The sequence below is a fragment of the Marinomonas epiphytica genome (assembly GCF_054780655.1).
In genome coordinates, this window is sequence record NZ_BAAGVX010000002.1 from 109,363 (window position 1) to 122,683 (window position 13,321).

The 13,321-nt window shown below is 40.6% G+C and carries 18 protein-coding genes; 6 read left to right on the top strand and 12 right to left on the bottom strand.

From position 1 onward, the window contains the following. Positions 1-2 precede the first annotated feature (2 nt). From prmB to ACYVGZ_RS00980, 3 genes are all read right to left on the bottom strand, one after another. On the bottom strand, positions 3-911 hold the full coding sequence (prmB, locus tag ACYVGZ_RS00970) for a 50S ribosomal protein L3 N(5)-glutamine methyltransferase (RefSeq protein WP_460749907.1): 909 nt from the start codon (positions 909-911) through the stop codon (positions 3-5). A 39-nt stretch (positions 912-950) separates the two neighbouring features. Beyond that, positions 951-1,715, bottom strand: a complete 765-nt coding sequence (locus tag ACYVGZ_RS00975; protein ID WP_460749909.1) for a hypothetical protein — start codon at positions 1,713-1,715, stop codon at positions 951-953. A gap of 63 nt (positions 1,716-1,778) precedes the next feature. After that, positions 1,779-2,789, bottom strand: a complete 1,011-nt coding sequence (locus tag ACYVGZ_RS00980; protein ID WP_460749912.1) for a S49 family peptidase — start codon at positions 2,787-2,789, stop codon at positions 1,779-1,781. A 113-nt stretch (positions 2,790-2,902) separates the two neighbouring features. Here ACYVGZ_RS00980 and ACYVGZ_RS00985 point away from each other — a divergent pair, with 113 nt between their 5' ends. The 3 genes from ACYVGZ_RS00985 to ACYVGZ_RS00995 all read left to right on the top strand — a co-directional run bounded on the left by ACYVGZ_RS00985 (position 2,903) and on the right by ACYVGZ_RS00995 (position 4,390). After that, entirely contained in the window at positions 2,903-3,319 is a 417-nt protein-coding gene (locus ACYVGZ_RS00985; RefSeq protein ID WP_460749915.1) for a MaoC family dehydratase, read from the top strand. Between the two features lie 142 nt (positions 3,320-3,461). Next, the gene (locus ACYVGZ_RS00990; RefSeq protein ID WP_460749918.1) at positions 3,462-3,758 is read left to right on the top strand and encodes a hypothetical protein; all 297 of its coding nucleotides are present in this window, start codon (positions 3,462-3,464) and stop codon (positions 3,756-3,758) included. A 41-nt stretch (positions 3,759-3,799) separates the two neighbouring features. Further along, positions 3,800-4,390 carry a CBS domain-containing protein gene (locus ACYVGZ_RS00995; RefSeq protein ID WP_460749921.1) on the top strand — a complete coding sequence of 197 codons (591 nt, stop codon included), beginning with the start codon at positions 3,800-3,802 and terminating at the stop codon, positions 4,388-4,390. Positions 4,391-4,417: 27 nt separating this feature from the next. On the opposite strand, the gene tusA is transcribed toward ACYVGZ_RS00995, so the two are convergent. Both tusA and ACYVGZ_RS01005 read right to left on the bottom strand, forming a co-directional pair. Continuing rightward, a complete protein-coding gene (tusA, locus tag ACYVGZ_RS01000) occupies positions 4,418-4,651 on the bottom strand; it encodes a sulfurtransferase TusA (RefSeq protein WP_460749923.1) in 234 nt (77 codons plus the stop codon). A gap of 10 nt (positions 4,652-4,661) precedes the next feature. Then, positions 4,662-5,249, bottom strand: coding sequence for an alpha/beta family hydrolase (locus ACYVGZ_RS01005; protein ID WP_460749925.1), 588 nt, complete (start codon positions 5,247-5,249; stop codon positions 4,662-4,664). Between the two features lie 289 nt (positions 5,250-5,538). Here ACYVGZ_RS01005 and fnr point away from each other — a divergent pair, with 289 nt between their 5' ends. Both fnr and ACYVGZ_RS01015 read left to right on the top strand, forming a co-directional pair. Further along, complete coding sequence (fnr, locus tag ACYVGZ_RS01010; protein WP_460749927.1) at positions 5,539-6,291, top strand: fumarate/nitrate reduction transcriptional regulator Fnr; 753 nt, start codon at positions 5,539-5,541, stop codon at positions 6,289-6,291. A 31-nt stretch (positions 6,292-6,322) separates the two neighbouring features. Continuing rightward, positions 6,323-6,865: an adenine phosphoribosyltransferase gene (locus ACYVGZ_RS01015; RefSeq protein ID WP_460749930.1), complete on the top strand. Its 543-nt coding sequence runs from the start codon at positions 6,323-6,325 to the stop codon at positions 6,863-6,865. 65 nt (positions 6,866-6,930) lie between these two features. On the opposite strand, the gene ACYVGZ_RS01020 is transcribed toward ACYVGZ_RS01015, so the two are convergent. From ACYVGZ_RS01020 to ACYVGZ_RS01035, 4 genes are all read right to left on the bottom strand, one after another. Continuing rightward, on the bottom strand, positions 6,931-7,500 hold the full coding sequence (locus ACYVGZ_RS01020) for a YfaZ family outer membrane protein (protein WP_460749932.1): 570 nt from the start codon (positions 7,498-7,500) through the stop codon (positions 6,931-6,933). 10 nt (positions 7,501-7,510) lie between these two features. Then, positions 7,511-8,347: a tRNA 2-thiocytidine(32) synthetase TtcA gene (gene ttcA / locus ACYVGZ_RS01025; protein WP_460749935.1), complete on the bottom strand. Its 837-nt coding sequence runs from the start codon at positions 8,345-8,347 to the stop codon at positions 7,511-7,513. Between the two features lie 158 nt (positions 8,348-8,505). After that, positions 8,506-9,036: a SprT family zinc-dependent metalloprotease gene (locus tag ACYVGZ_RS01030; protein WP_460749938.1), complete on the bottom strand. Its 531-nt coding sequence runs from the start codon at positions 9,034-9,036 to the stop codon at positions 8,506-8,508. Continuing rightward, positions 9,023-10,780: a RecQ family ATP-dependent DNA helicase gene (locus ACYVGZ_RS01035; RefSeq protein ID WP_460749940.1), complete on the bottom strand. Its 1,758-nt coding sequence runs from the start codon at positions 10,778-10,780 to the stop codon at positions 9,023-9,025. Before ACYVGZ_RS01035 ends, ACYVGZ_RS01030 begins: the two co-directional genes overlap by 14 nt. 95 nt (positions 10,781-10,875) lie before the next feature. Here ACYVGZ_RS01035 and ACYVGZ_RS01040 point away from each other — a divergent pair, with 95 nt between their 5' ends. After that, a complete protein-coding gene (locus ACYVGZ_RS01040) occupies positions 10,876-11,514 on the top strand; it encodes a UPF0149 family protein (RefSeq protein WP_460749943.1) in 639 nt (212 codons plus the stop codon). 30 nt (positions 11,515-11,544) lie between these two features. Here ACYVGZ_RS01040 and ACYVGZ_RS01045 read toward each other — a convergent pair whose 3' ends face one another. The 3 genes from ACYVGZ_RS01045 to ACYVGZ_RS01055 are packed head-to-tail and all read right to left on the bottom strand — an operon-like array spanning position 11,545 to position 13,321. Beyond that, positions 11,545-12,687, bottom strand: a complete 1,143-nt coding sequence (locus tag ACYVGZ_RS01045) for a SpoIIE family protein phosphatase (RefSeq protein ID WP_460749946.1) — start codon at positions 12,685-12,687, stop codon at positions 11,545-11,547. A gap of 13 nt (positions 12,688-12,700) precedes the next feature. After that, a complete protein-coding gene (locus tag ACYVGZ_RS01050) occupies positions 12,701-12,997 on the bottom strand; it encodes an STAS domain-containing protein (protein ID WP_460749948.1) in 297 nt (98 codons plus the stop codon). Positions 12,998-13,015: 18 nt separating this feature from the next. After that, the gene (locus tag ACYVGZ_RS01055; protein ID WP_460749951.1) at positions 13,016-13,321 is read right to left on the bottom strand and encodes a BolA family protein; all 306 of its coding nucleotides are present in this window, start codon (positions 13,319-13,321) and stop codon (positions 13,016-13,018) included.

Genomic DNA, 13,321 nt, shown 5'->3' on the forward strand with positions numbered 1-13,321 from the left:
GTCTACTCTTCTATTAATGCATTTAATTGTTCTTTGGTTAAAACGAACACCCCATTTCCGCCCGCTTCTAATTCTACCCACATAAATTCAACCTGAGGGTATGCAGCTTGTAATGCTACTTCACTGTTGCCTACTTCATAAACCACAATGCCATTGTCAGTTAAGTGGTGTGCAGCTTGTGTTAAAAAGCGGCGAGTAAAATCTAATCCATCAAAGCCAGAGGTTAATGCCAATTGAGGCTCGTTATGGAACTCTGCAGGGGCTTCTTGATAGTCTGCTTGGTCAACATAAGGAGGGTTGCAGATAATTAGATCGTATTTTTTCTCGGTTAAGTTTGCAAACATGTCAGACTCGATGCAATCTACTCGATCCGCCAGCTGGTGATACTCTACATTTTGCTGTGCTACGTCCAGTGCGGCCGTGCTTATGTCTGTAAGATCTACTTGAGCATCTTCAAACATTAATGCAGTAGCAATCCCGATACAACCACTGCCTGTACACATATCAAGAATATGAGCTGGGTAGTGATTGAGCCAAGGAGAGAACTCACTGTCGATTAAAGCCATAATGGGGCTACGAGGTATCAAGGTGTCTTGAGTTACTTTGAATTTAAGTCCCATGAACCAAGCCTCACCTAATAAATAAGGTAAAGGTTGGCGCTCTTTGATGCGCCGCTCAACTAATTTTAATAACTGTTTCTTTTCATTATGCGTCAGCCGGCAATCTAACATATCCCGGTCGAAATCCAGAGGTAACTTTAAACCTCCTAACACGAGGTGTATGGCTTCATCCCAAGGGTTATCAGTGCCATGGCCGTAGAAAAGTTCAGCTTGGTTGAAACGCGAATAAGTCCAGCGAAGGAAATCTTTAATGGATATTAAATCCTTAATTGCGGTTTGCGAGCGGCTCATATTAACTCATGTCTCTCAAAGGTTTGCGCATTATACCCATTATTGTTCTGATCCTCTATTGCTACGCTTGAGATCCAGCAATTGATTCTGTATATCATTCAGTTTGTCATTAAAAGCCTCATTATCGGACTTCTTAACTTGCTCTAATTTTTCTTCTAACGTGCTAATGAGTCGTTTTTTTTCACTTAATTCAGATTGCTGCGATTGAATTTTGTGGTCTTGCTTTGCGAGGTCAAATTGATACTGACTGTTTGACAGATTCAACTTTTTAATTTGCTCATCCGCTTGTTCAAGTTGACGGGATAAAACACGATTTTGATTTAATGCATCATTAGCTTTCTGTTCGGCTTGTTGATGCTCAAGAGTACGTTGTTTGAGCTGTTGTTCTGCGATGAGATGTTTCTCTTGGAGATACTCATAACTTTCTTGAAGTTCACATAAGGCACTCGCCAATGAAAGCTGACCTGTATGGGTAGCTTGTTGCTTAAGGAGTTGTGTTTGCTCAAGATCACGTTCCTTCTCTTCTAAAAGTGTCCCAATCAGTTTCGTCACTTCTCGATTAAAGCGCTCTATAGAAGGTGTTAATAAGCCTTCAAGCTCAGCAAGTTCGTGTTGCTGTTGGAGCTTATATTCTTCCTCCCATTCTGCAATGGCATTCATGAAGGTGGTGTTGGAACATTTACGACCATCCAATTCTACAAAGTAGTTAGCTAATCTAGGAATATTGGGGAAGGTGTTTTTTTCTAATAACTCCCAACAAGCTTGATGTATCTCTTCTTTTGAAATATTAGCTTTACGCGCCATTGAAAATTCCAAATGTAATTTAAATAAATAAAGTATCTTAATTATTTTATTGTTACTTAATCGCTAGTGCAAACTCTGCTTGAGCAAAAAGCTGTCCATTAACTCAACGCCCAACTCTTTAGCAAAAGAACGCCAAGATTCTTCATAAGGTTGGTAAACAACAGTGTTTGTTGTATTAAAGCGCTCTTGCAATAGCTTATTAGTATTGGAAATACCATCAATCAAACCGTTTGATACAGCGGCATTGCCTGTAAACACGAGGCCAGAGAACACATCTTCGTCGATCGTTAATCTGTCGCCCCTTCCTGACTTCACAGCCGCAATAAATTGCTGATGCGTCTCATCTAAAACACTCTGCCATTTTTCTTTTGCTTCATCCGTTAAGGCACTAAAAGGGTCTAAAAAAGCCTTATTGCGCCCAGCGGTGAATATTCGTCGCTCAACTCCGGCTTTATCAAGCAAGCCTGTAAAATCAAACCCTGCAGACACAACACCGATAGAACCGACCAAACTGGCCTGATTGGCGTAAATTTCGTCTGCTGCAGAGGCAATGTAGTAACCACCAGAAGCTGCCATGTCTTCGACTATCACGATGACAGGTATAGTTGGGAACATTGCCCTTTTTTCTGAAATGGCATCATAAAGAATGCCAGAATGTACAGGGCTACCCCCTGGACTGTTAAGCTGAATCAACACGCCTTGGGTGTACGGATTGTTGTAAGCCTCGTTAATGATTTGCACATACTCCGTTGAGTCTATATCTTGCTCAGAACCAATGACTCCTCGCATAGGAATCACCGCAACAGAAGGTGTCGCATCAACAAACTCATCAAGGTCTTGGGCAAGGAAACCACCAATCAAAGCGGCAACTATGATGACCATTAAAGACAGTCTAAAGAAAATCTTCCAGCGCCGTGCACGACGTTTTTCGACAATACTATCCTTGAGCGTATCTTCCAGTAATTGCCACAGCTTTGACTGATCCGCCTCAGGTGTTGCTAGCATCTCTTTTGAAGTTTGTTCGTTTGCTGTTTTGTCTGCTTGTAATTGATCTTCTTGCTCTGTCCAACTCATTACCGGATCCTACTGATAGGGAAAAAGATTTAAAAGGCAGTTTCCCTTTAATCTGCTTAAGTAAAATGGCTTAAAAGTGTAACATAGAGGCAAATTATTAATAAGGAACTAGCATGACAAAGAGTATACAACTCAATGAATTAACCCTAGATCAAAGTGCTGAGCTAACTCGTATTGTAAGCCAAGACGATGTGCAGCTCTTTGCTCAGGTCACAGGTGATTGCAACCCTGTACACCTAGACGAAGACTACGCTGCCAACACTAGTTTTGAAAAACCTATCGCCCATGGCATGCTTACCGCCGGTTTTATTTCTGCCGTCATAGGCACTAAATTACCTGGGCCTGGCTGTATCTATCTTGATCAAAGTTTAAAATTCAGGGCACCCGTTTATATTGGTCAGGAAGTGACAACACGAGTGACTGTTTCTGATATTAACGAGCGCCGCCGTAGAGTCACCCTAAAAACCGTTTGTGAATGTGAAGGCAAAATCGTAGTAACGGGTGAAGCAACCATCATGATCCCTGGTTAGACCAATATCATTAGATGCATAGTTTGTAACATTCTGGATTTAGCGTGCAAATGTTAAGCATATGGAAAATAGGTCTAGGCTTTTCTTATGGATGAGCCTATATTATTGAGTATGTTTAAAAGATAGAGACAAAGGGGGCAACATGAGATTAAGTGCGTTATTGCTTGTTCTATTGATAAGCGCCCTTTCATCCAGCCTCCAAGCAACAAGCTTTGATAAGATTGATCAGCCAAACTGGCTGGACAATGCCGCACCTCAACTCCTACTCGAGCTTCCCTCTACAGATGTTGAAGGTGACGAACCTTCATTAATTCCCATAGATTACTCATCCAGTAGCATTCTAAAGACTGCTAATGCAGCATTATACTGGCCTTACTTTAAGCCAAGTAATACCTCAAATACCCAACAAGCTAGAGCTCCACCAATCGTTTTCAGTTAATTCGTTGTTATTAATTTCAATTGATATTAAAGGATTTTCTTATGAAAACGCTAACTTATGTTTCTACTAAAAATACTAATGAACTGACTTTTCCTGTACTTGTTGAAAATACTGATTTATACAGCTCTGCTTTATCGGTCTTTACCGATTTTAAAACCGTTGCTCCTAGGCTCATTGAGTCCAATACCCGTGCAGAAGAATTAGTTCGTTTAATGCGAAAAGAGCACGTTCGAATGAAGGTAGTGGTGGATGCCAATAATCGCTTTGAAGGCATCATCAGTCTGAAAGATTTAAGCGATGAGGCTTTTGTGAAGAAAGTAGCGCAAGGTGTTGCAAGAGCAGACATTTTAGTTGCTGACTTAATGCGCAATAAAGAGGATCTACTGGCGCTCTCTTACACCTCTTTGCGTAAATCCGATATTGAATCATTACTTTTTAGTCAAAAAAATAATCAATTTCAACATCTGCTTATCATTGATGAAGATAGCAAACAAATTTGCGGCTTAATCTCATCTAACGACATTGCGAGAAGATTAAAAATCGACATTAATGTTGGCTCATCAAGTTTTGCTGCCGTTTATAAAAAGGTGAATGAAGGCTATATCACACGAGACAGACAAAAGGTCGCTTAATTGAGTTCAATCTAGAAAAGAGGCTGATCAAGCCTCTTTTTTTTGAATCCAATAACAGTAAACCCCATCCGCTTCTTCTTGCTGAACCAATGAATGCCCTAAAAAGTTACAAAACTTGGCGATATCTCTCGTGGTAGAGGGGTCAGTTGCCAGAACCTTGAGCACTTCTCCAGGAGCCAATTCCCGTATCTTCACATGCAACATCATCACAGGTTCAGGGCAGTAAAGCCCTTTTGCATCTAAAATTTCGTTATGATTCATTTTACTCAACTTATTTAAAGGTTTTCTTGACCCATTCGTGAACAGTAATTGCCAGTTCAGACATGGTTTCTTCTATGCTTTTATTGTGCTTTTTAAGGCGCTTGAAATCGTGGTCAGCCCCATCAACCCATACCACTTCTACATTTTTAGGAAGGCTTTGAGAATTTACCCAATCGAAGTTCCCCATTGTGTCTCTGGTTCCCTGAATTATTAAACAAGGGCATTCCATGTTTTCAAGAAATGATAATCGGTGCTTTTCCTGTTTGCCAGCTGGGTAAAATGGAAAACCGAAGCAAATAACACCTTTCACACTAGAGAGATGGGTAAGCTGTGTCGCCACCCTTCCCCCCATAGACTTGCCTGCTAGAATGTAGTTCTCGTCATCTTCCTTGATTAGATTGCTTTGCCACTCTTCAACCAAGCTGTCGAATTTATTAGGAGGACGCTTTTTACCGGTCAGCTCCTGCTCTTTCATGTAATCAAAAGTATAAGGCACAACCTCAAAAGAGTGATCTCGTAAGGCGGTTGTTAACAGCCGCAAGCTTTCGCTAAGGTGGCCAACGCCTGCACCATGTGAGAGTTTAACTAGATTTGCCATGAGCGAGAGATACCAAGTAAAGATTAAAAAAATCTATTCTAACATGACTGTTCAAGTCTTTTCTTAAGACTTAAAGCCAGTTTTTGCGGTATTGAGCAAAATTTCTAGAGAGATAACGGATTTTAGTAAATTATTGTTTTGTAAGACAAAATACATAAAAGCAAAAGTCTTTAAGCATATTGATAGCCCTGTCTAGGTGTAATATTGTACACTAGCTTATCATTAGTATCGCTAATAATAGGCTATCGATTTAGCCATTTAATCCGCACAAGTTTAACGGAGAAATGCAATGTCATTTGCAGGTTCGTCAAAGCCTCACAATCACCTTCATTCTCAATGTCAAAATTGCAGTTTGAGCTCTTTATGCCTCCCTATTGCTCTTGCTGGAGAAGACATTAGCCTGCTTGAAGAGATTATAGAACGTAAAAAATCGCTAAAAAAAGGCGAAATACTCTTTCAACAAGGTGAATCCTTTGAGTCTATTTACGCCGTTCGCACAGGCACGATCAAAACCTTTAAACTGACCGATGCGGGTGAAGAGCAAATAACAGGATTTTACTGTCCCAGTGAGCTAGTTGGCCTGAGTGGCATTGATAAGGATATTTATCCTGTTTCTGCTAAGGCGCTAGAAAGCACTGCGGTGTGCGAGATTCCATTTGATCGTTTAGAAAGCTTATCTTCCAGTATACCTTCATTAAAACGCCAAATATTTAAACTCATGAGTCGTAAGATTTGTGATGACCAATTAATGATGGTCCTTTTAGGTAAAAAAAATGCAGAAGAAAAAGTTGCTTCTTTTTTACTGAACCTATCTAATCGTTTTGAACAAAGAGGCTATTCTGCCACTTCTTTTCGCTTATCTATGTCTCGAAATGAAATAGGCAACTACCTTGGTTTAGCGGTTGAAACCGTCAGCCGCGTTATCACTCGTTTTCACAAACAAGGCTTAATTAAGGTCGAAGGTAAAGAGATTGCCATTATTGAATTGGCAAAAATCCAAAAACTCGTGGGTATCACAGACGAATGTGCTAAAATGCCGTAAAAATGACACTTATTAAAGGCACTATTACACTATGATCTACGATGATTTCTATATTAAGTCATTAATCAAAACCGTTGAAGACTGGCCAAAAGATGGTATCAGCTTTAGAGATATAACCCCAATCTTTAGTGATCCAAAAGGCATGAGAATGGTGGTTGATGCCTATATACACAGATACATAGACGCGGATATTACCCATATTGCATGCATCGACGCCCGTGGTTTTCTAGTTGCAGCAGTATTAGCCTATGAGCTGCAAAAACCTCTTATTCTGATTCGCAAAAAAGGTAAGTTACCAGGTAAAACAATTTCTGAATCTTACCAATTAGAATACGGTGAAGCAGAATTAGAAATTCAAGAAGGCGCCGTTAGCGAAGGTGCAAATATTTTACTATTTGATGACCTCATTGCGACTGGTGGTACATTATTTGCAGCGATAAGCTTGTTAACTGGCCAAGGTGCAAACATTAAAGAAGTGGCTGCAATCATTGATTTACCCGACCTTGATGGTAGTGAAAAACTACGTGCAGCTAATATTCCTGTGTTTAGCTTATGCGCGTATGAAGGCGAATAAATACATCCCTTTGTATAAAAAAAGGTGGCTAAATTAGCCACCTTTTTTTATGTCTCATTTAGGAATTAAAAATCGACACTAGCACCAACAGAAAGCCCTGTATTCAGTTCTTTATGACCACCATCATCAAAGACAATAACTGTTTTACCGTAGCGAATAAAAGCACGTGCATTACGCATCGTCATGTACTCACCGCGCAACTCATAAGTGTAAGTGTGATGTAGATTGGTGATAGACAAAATTTCAGGGGAGTAATACGCTGAGCCATATATGCTCAAACGGTTTGCTTGAGGTAGCGTATAACGATACCAACCACCTAAACCAAGAGCTAAAGCAAGATCGTTGTCATCATCTTCCGTATTTGTATCAATAACATAAAAGCGTGTGCCGATACCTGCTTGTAAAGGACCACTGCCCCCTTCTGAGTCTTCAACGCCTAAACCAACATAAAAGGTACTTGCATCAGCATCTTCATCATAGGTACCGCCAGCGCTAGCAGTAAAGCTTCCTAAATTAATATTGGCATTACCATTGATACGATCGTTTGTCATATTAATGCTGGCATTAGACGCATAGGTAAAAGACGCTCCTAAAACACCAACACCCAAAACAAGGGCTTTATATAAATTTGCCATTTCCTTCATCCTATAATGAAATAATATTTAATTTGTTAAAAGCCTCGTCAGACTGAGTAAGGCTTTTAAAATCGAACAATTCTGTATCAGCTAAGTGAGATGGTACAACATTTTTCAAGGCTGTGAACATGGTATCCGTACGACCCGGATAGTCTTTTTCCCATTGCTGTAACATATCTTTTGCAACCTGGCGTTGTAAGTTTTCTTGAGAGCCACATAGGTTGCATGGAATGATTGGGTAGCCCTTTGCGATTGCGAAAGCTTCTATATCGGATTCTTTACAGAAAGCCAAAGGGCGGATAACAACGTGCTTACCATCATCACTTAGTAGCTTGGGAGGCATGGATTTTAGTTTGCCACCAAAAAACATATTCAAAAAGAAGGTCTCGAGTATGTCGTCTCTATGATGGCCTAAGGCGATTTTAGTTGCCCCAATTTCTTCAGCAAAACCATATAGCGAGCCACGTCTTAAGCGAGAGCATAAACCACAAGTGGTTTTACCTTCAGGTACTACCTCTTTAACAATGCTATAAGTGTCACGTTCTAAAATATGGTAATCAACACCAATACTTTCGAGGTACTCAGGCAGTACATGCTCAGGGAAGCCTGGTTGTTTTTGATCTAGATTAACCGCCACAATAGTGAAGTCAATCGGCGCACTTGCTTGAAGGTTTCGTAAAATATCTAGCATGGTATATGAATCTTTACCGCCAGATAAACATACCATGACTTTATCGCCATCCTCTATCATATTGAATTCGGAGATAGCTTGCCCTGTTAAACGACGAAGGCGTTTCTGTAACTTGTTAAGCTCAAGTTTGGCTTTAGGTTGTGTTGAAAGATCCATTAAATTTCTTACGCGAGTTAAATTAAATGCGACTATTTTACTATAAGCAGGAGCACATCGCATTAAAAATGCAGGCCGAGCCATTAAAGAAGCTGTAAATTCGAATCTTGCTCCTAGCTTTCTTACTATTTCATTTGATATAGCTAACCGTGTTAGGTTTAAGCGCTTCTGTTCTGACTCTCGGTAAGTTGAACCAGGGGCTGTTTGCACTTTTTACAGATGTACTGACGTCCCTGAAGGGCGTAATTATGACGCCTTTTTGTGAATAGATGAGTTTGGCAGCCACACTGATAGGTGAAGCTTTGCTTAGGTGGCGGCACATCGAAATCATGAGTTCTAGCTGGCGTTAAATCAAACACCTTCTTCATTACCGCGCGCCATTCTTGACCGTGAGGGGAAACTCCTGAGCCATATATTTGATAAACAATAATATGAGCGACTTCATGGGGAACCACTTCCGCCAAAAATTTTTCTGGACTTTGCTGAAACATAAAAAGATTGAAACGCACTTGGTTTGTATGCAGATAAGCCGTGCCAGCAGCCCGCCCTCTTTGTTTTAAACTAACTGTAGGACGACGAAAACGCCCTTTGAAAAAATCATCGGCTTGATCAAAACAACTGGCCACCTTTGTTTCAATCAGCCTAGTAACTTCTTCTAAAGGAATCTGTAATGGTTCAGCGCGATTCATTATTTGTCACCGCCCTAACTATGATGGATTCCAACTGTGTCCAGAATGGAGCAATGGCTGACTGAGCCAAACCCGTTAAGCGACTTAAAGAGGCAATGCTATTGGGCTTATGCTGAAATATATTTTTTAACTGTTTATCGCTCATAACTAACTCTGGGTTATCTTGCTTCCACCCCATTAGTTGGTGCCATATAAGCGCATCATTATCAATTTGTGACTCTTCTAAATAAGGGTAAAAACCATCCTGCGAAAGTAGCACTTGGTCTTTACCTTGTAGTAAAAGACGAGATTTATCGTTTAAGAAGAAAATGGTCTTAGGTTCCATTTGGACCTCAAGGTATTGAAAGGCGATGAGGTACCTTGCTATCGATTTCCATTGGACCTGTGTAAGCTCTCTTCCTTTATTAAATAAACTGAGTTTCTGGCCCTGAATTGCTTTTACGGCTTTTGTGTCTTTACCAAGAAGAACCTGAATAAGTGCGGAGATGGGCGCTAAACCTTTGGTGTAGTAAATCAAGGAAAGCAACTTTTGTGAAGCAACAGTTGCATTATATTCTGAGCTTTTCGTTAAACAGCGGTCACATTCCCCGCATTCAGCAATACTTTCATTGAAGTGCTCCAAAAGGTTTTTCTTGCGGCAACCTCTACTTTCAATAATTTGCAAAAATTCATACAGTGCTTTGGTTTCAGTATGGGATTTGTAACTCTGGCGCTGATGAAACTGAATGAGTTTTAATACGTCTTGCAGGCCATAGAGAAGCAGGCTTTGAGCTTTTGTCTTGCCACGACCTGCTCGCCCAACTTCTTGCCAATAGGACTCAGGACTGCTTGGTAAATCTAGATGAACCACAAAGTGAACATGTTTTATATCCAAACCCATTCCATAAGCAGTGGTAGCGAACATGATTCGGCCCGTCTGCGTTTCAAACTCACGATGAGATTGAGCGCGCTCACTTTCTGTCATGCCAGCATGATAGCAACAAGAGTGGAACCCTAGTTCTTCCAACCAGACAGCCATTTGTTCTGTTTTTGCCCGAGAGCGACAATAAACAATGCCACTTTGACCTGGAACGTCATAATGTAAAAAGTGCAATAACTGTTGTTTGGCTTTGTGTTTTTGCGCGACTTTTAACCTAATGTTTTCTCTATTAAAGCCATCACTGATCGTCACACTGCTTTCAATCGACAAAGATTCCTTAATGCTGGTAATCGCTTGTTTACCAACAGTGCCTGTCAAGGCGATAACCGGCACCTTAGGAAAGCGCTCTTTTAACTTGCCCAACTGCTGGTATTCGGGCCGAAAGTGACCTCCCCACTGCACAATACAATGAGCTTCATCAATGGCAAACAAGGAAACATCGATGCTCTCTAATACCCCAATGGTCGAAGCCTGAATCAGTTTCTCAGGGGATAGGTATAAAAGTTTGATATGCTGATTACGTATTGATTGAATTAAGTCAGCTTGCTCGCCAGGGTTTAAGTTACCATGGATAAAGGCAGCAGCAATGCTCCGTTTATTCAACTTGGCAACTTGCTGTTCCATGAGGGCAATAAGAGGGCTGACAACGATTGTTACTCCTGCACTCATTAACCCTATGGCTTGATACACCAAAGATTTGCCCCCGCCAGTTGGAGCAATCAAAAGTACATCTTGTTTTGCCATTAGGGCATCTAGAGCTTCTTGCTGAAACGGCCTAAACTGCTCATACCCTAGTTTATCGAGACAATACTGCAAATCATTCATATGAGAATTATCCCTTAACCCAGTCCATAGTGCATCGATTTTTAGCGGTTTTTTGGATAGAATAATGACAAAAATTAATTAAGGATATGCAACACATGGCACACCAACCACTTGATGATCTTGAACTTGATACTTTGGAAACTTTCTTAGACTCTGATCAGGTGCATGAAGAGTGTCAAAACTTTGTGATGGCCCACGGTTTTTTAACCGCACTCGCCATTTGCCCTTTCTCTCTTGACCAACAGAAATGGCTGCCAGTTATTTTTGAAGAGACACCTAATTTTACCTCTGAAAAAGAACAGTTAAAAATCACCCAGTTAATTTCTCGCCTGTTTGTAGACATTCAAAAAGAGCTAGAGTCAGAAGATGAGTTTGTGATCCCTTGTGAACTTGAAATGGGGGATGGTGAAGAGCTATCTGAGTTACAAGAGTGGGCCAGTGGTTTCATGGAAGGCGTTTTCTTAACAGAAACAGCTTGGTTTGAAAGCGATAAAGAAGAAGTTGTCGCAGAATTACTGCTCCCTATTATGGTGGCTTCTGATTTATTCGATGACGAAGAAGTCGTTCAGATACGTGACAGTGAAAAACTTACTCAATCCTGCATCAACCAAATTCCAGAAGTGGTGACTGATCTATTTTTGGTCTTGAGGACTGAACCCGAGAAAAAGCCGGCTAATAAACGACCTACGAACAAACACAAAAACAACAAAAAGAAAGGCGCAAAACGTAAATAAAGCCAAATTCAATCTATTCCTCAATGTGCACTAGGAAGCGCGCATTGAGAATACAGTAATGTCATCCTTGCGCTCGGTATCCTTCGAGTAAGCTAATAATGCAGACTCAAGCTTTTCCTGCCCCTCACTAAGTAAGCCATCACCAAAAGATTGCTGCAGTAGTTTTTCGGTTTGTTCGCTACCTAGCATGACTTCATGTTTGTTGAGTAACTCCACGACCCCATCAGATAAAATGGTTAATGTGTCACCAGACTCTAAAGTGGCAACACCTAACTCAGAATCAAATTCGTCATCACTTAACACCCCTAAAGGCATATGTTGTGATGACAAGGCTTCTAATTCCCCTGAGGATCGAAGAATGTACGCATTAGGCATCCCCCCCCCCCAATAATGCACTTGGTTAGAAGCGTCAACATGTATAAGGAAAGCAGCGCAAAACATGTAATCTGGAAGGACGCTGGCTAGGGTACGGTTAAGCTTGCTAGCGATACCGCGCACTTCAATATGTTCATTCACTGCATCGAAAAACGTTTGCGCAACAGGTAATGCGCCAATGGAAGCGGATAAACCGTGCCCCGTAAAATCACCAATGAAGATTAAACGTCCACCATCAGCTCGGGTTTTGGTAAGCGCTAAATCACCGTTAAAACTAGCAGCTGAAATGCGTGTGATGGCGATATTATCGTCTTGCTCTTCATTGCTGTTTAAAATGTGATCCAACACTTGATGAGCCATATCTAACTCACGCTCATTACGGGTTTGATAAAAAGTCAGAATTTTATTCTTCTGATACATTTCTTGAATGAGGTTGACGTGCTGAATATGTGTTTTTAAACGAATATTGAACAGTACTTCATTAAAAGGCTTGGAAATAAAATCATCTGCTCCAGCCTGGAAACAGGCATTCATAACCGAATCAGAAGCATGGGAAGTTAGGAACATCATAGGGACATATAAGTCCCCAGCTAATGACTTAAGCGCCTTAACTAAATCTAAACCGCTGCCTCCTTGAATTAGGAAGTCTAAGCAAACAATGTCTGGCTGCCAACCTAAAAAACTTTCAATAGCATCTTGATAGTTAGAGACTGTATGAACATCTAAGTTAGCATTTCGCGCGCACATAGCGACAATTTCTCGATATACCGGTTCGCTGTCGACACACAATAACTTCATTCGTAGTCCTTACTTAAGAGATGGTAAAGAGTTTGTCGAATCGAGAGATCATTAAAATATCCTTAATGAAACTGTTCGGACCCCGTAGCTCAATATGACAATCTTCACCAACCGCCTTTTTCATACTAAGTAACATACCTAAGGCAGCACTGTCTAAATACTCTACTTCGCTCATATCTACTAAATAGTATTTATGTTCAGGAATGTATTGGCTATAAGCCGTTCGAAAATCATTGAACAATGAGAAGTCAAAACTTCCTAACACCATTAATTCAACACAATCATTATTAACTGAAACTGAAACACTCATAAGCTATCGTAGGCTGACCTACTCCCCTCCATGGCATTTTGGCGAATTCGGCGCCATAAACTGATTGTCTTGCCATTCTGCCACTGTGTATAAATGCATTGCAAGTGCATGTATTAAAGTCATTTCCTCTTTTAATGCGCCATACACCTTTTGGTGACGCTGAACTTTTCGAAGAGCATCGAATTCATCCGTAACTAACACTAACTTAAAATGTGACTCACTGCCTGGAGGTACGTTATGCATATGACTCTCGTTTGTGAGAATCATATGCTGTACTTGAAAGTTCGCTTGTAAAGAAGCTTCAATTTTGTTTTGTATAATCAT

Bases quoted from the DNA above. Each gene is read 5' to 3' on its own strand.
- ACYVGZ_RS01040 (WP_460749943.1), top strand. From the start codon at position 10,876: ATGGCACACCAACCACTTGATGATCTTGAACTTGATACTTTGGAAACT.
- ACYVGZ_RS01035 (WP_460749940.1), bottom strand. From the start codon at position 10,780: ATGAATGATTTGCAGTATTGTCTCGATAAACTAGGGTATGAGCAGTTT.
- ACYVGZ_RS01020 (WP_460749932.1), bottom strand. From the start codon at position 7,500: ATGGCAAATTTATATAAAGCCCTTGTTTTGGGTGTTGGTGTTTTAGGA.
- ACYVGZ_RS00980 (WP_460749912.1), bottom strand. From the start codon at position 2,789: ATGAGTTGGACAGAGCAAGAAGATCAATTACAAGCAGACAAAACAGCA.
- ACYVGZ_RS01050 (WP_460749948.1), bottom strand. From the start codon at position 12,997: ATGAGTGTTTCAGTTTCAGTTAATAATGATTGTGTTGAATTAATGGTG.
- ACYVGZ_RS01045 (WP_460749946.1), bottom strand. From the start codon at position 12,687: ATGAAGTTATTGTGTGTCGACAGCGAACCGGTATATCGAGAAATTGTC.
- ACYVGZ_RS00985 (WP_460749915.1), top strand. From the start codon at position 2,903: ATGACAAAGAGTATACAACTCAATGAATTAACCCTAGATCAAAGTGCT.
- prmB (WP_460749907.1), bottom strand. From the start codon at position 911: ATGAGCCGCTCGCAAACCGCAATTAAGGATTTAATATCCATTAAAGAT.
- ACYVGZ_RS00975 (WP_460749909.1), bottom strand. From the start codon at position 1,715: ATGGCGCGTAAAGCTAATATTTCAAAAGAAGAGATACATCAAGCTTGT.
- fnr (WP_460749927.1), top strand. From the start codon at position 5,539: ATGTCATTTGCAGGTTCGTCAAAGCCTCACAATCACCTTCATTCTCAA.
- ACYVGZ_RS01030 (WP_460749938.1), bottom strand. From the start codon at position 9,036: ATGAATCGCGCTGAACCATTACAGATTCCTTTAGAAGAAGTTACTAGG.
- ACYVGZ_RS01015 (WP_460749930.1), top strand. From the start codon at position 6,323: ATGATCTACGATGATTTCTATATTAAGTCATTAATCAAAACCGTTGAA.
- ttcA (WP_460749935.1), bottom strand. From the start codon at position 8,347: ATGGATCTTTCAACACAACCTAAAGCCAAACTTGAGCTTAACAAGTTA.
- ACYVGZ_RS01055 (WP_460749951.1), bottom strand. From the start codon at position 13,321: ATGATTATACAAAACAAAATTGAAGCTTCTTTACAAGCGAACTTTCAA.
- ACYVGZ_RS00990 (WP_460749918.1), top strand. From the start codon at position 3,462: ATGAGATTAAGTGCGTTATTGCTTGTTCTATTGATAAGCGCCCTTTCA.
- tusA (WP_460749923.1), bottom strand. From the start codon at position 4,651: ATGAATCATAACGAAATTTTAGATGCAAAAGGGCTTTACTGCCCTGAA.
- ACYVGZ_RS01005 (WP_460749925.1), bottom strand. From the start codon at position 5,249: ATGGCAAATCTAGTTAAACTCTCACATGGTGCAGGCGTTGGCCACCTT.
- ACYVGZ_RS00995 (WP_460749921.1), top strand. From the start codon at position 3,800: ATGAAAACGCTAACTTATGTTTCTACTAAAAATACTAATGAACTGACT.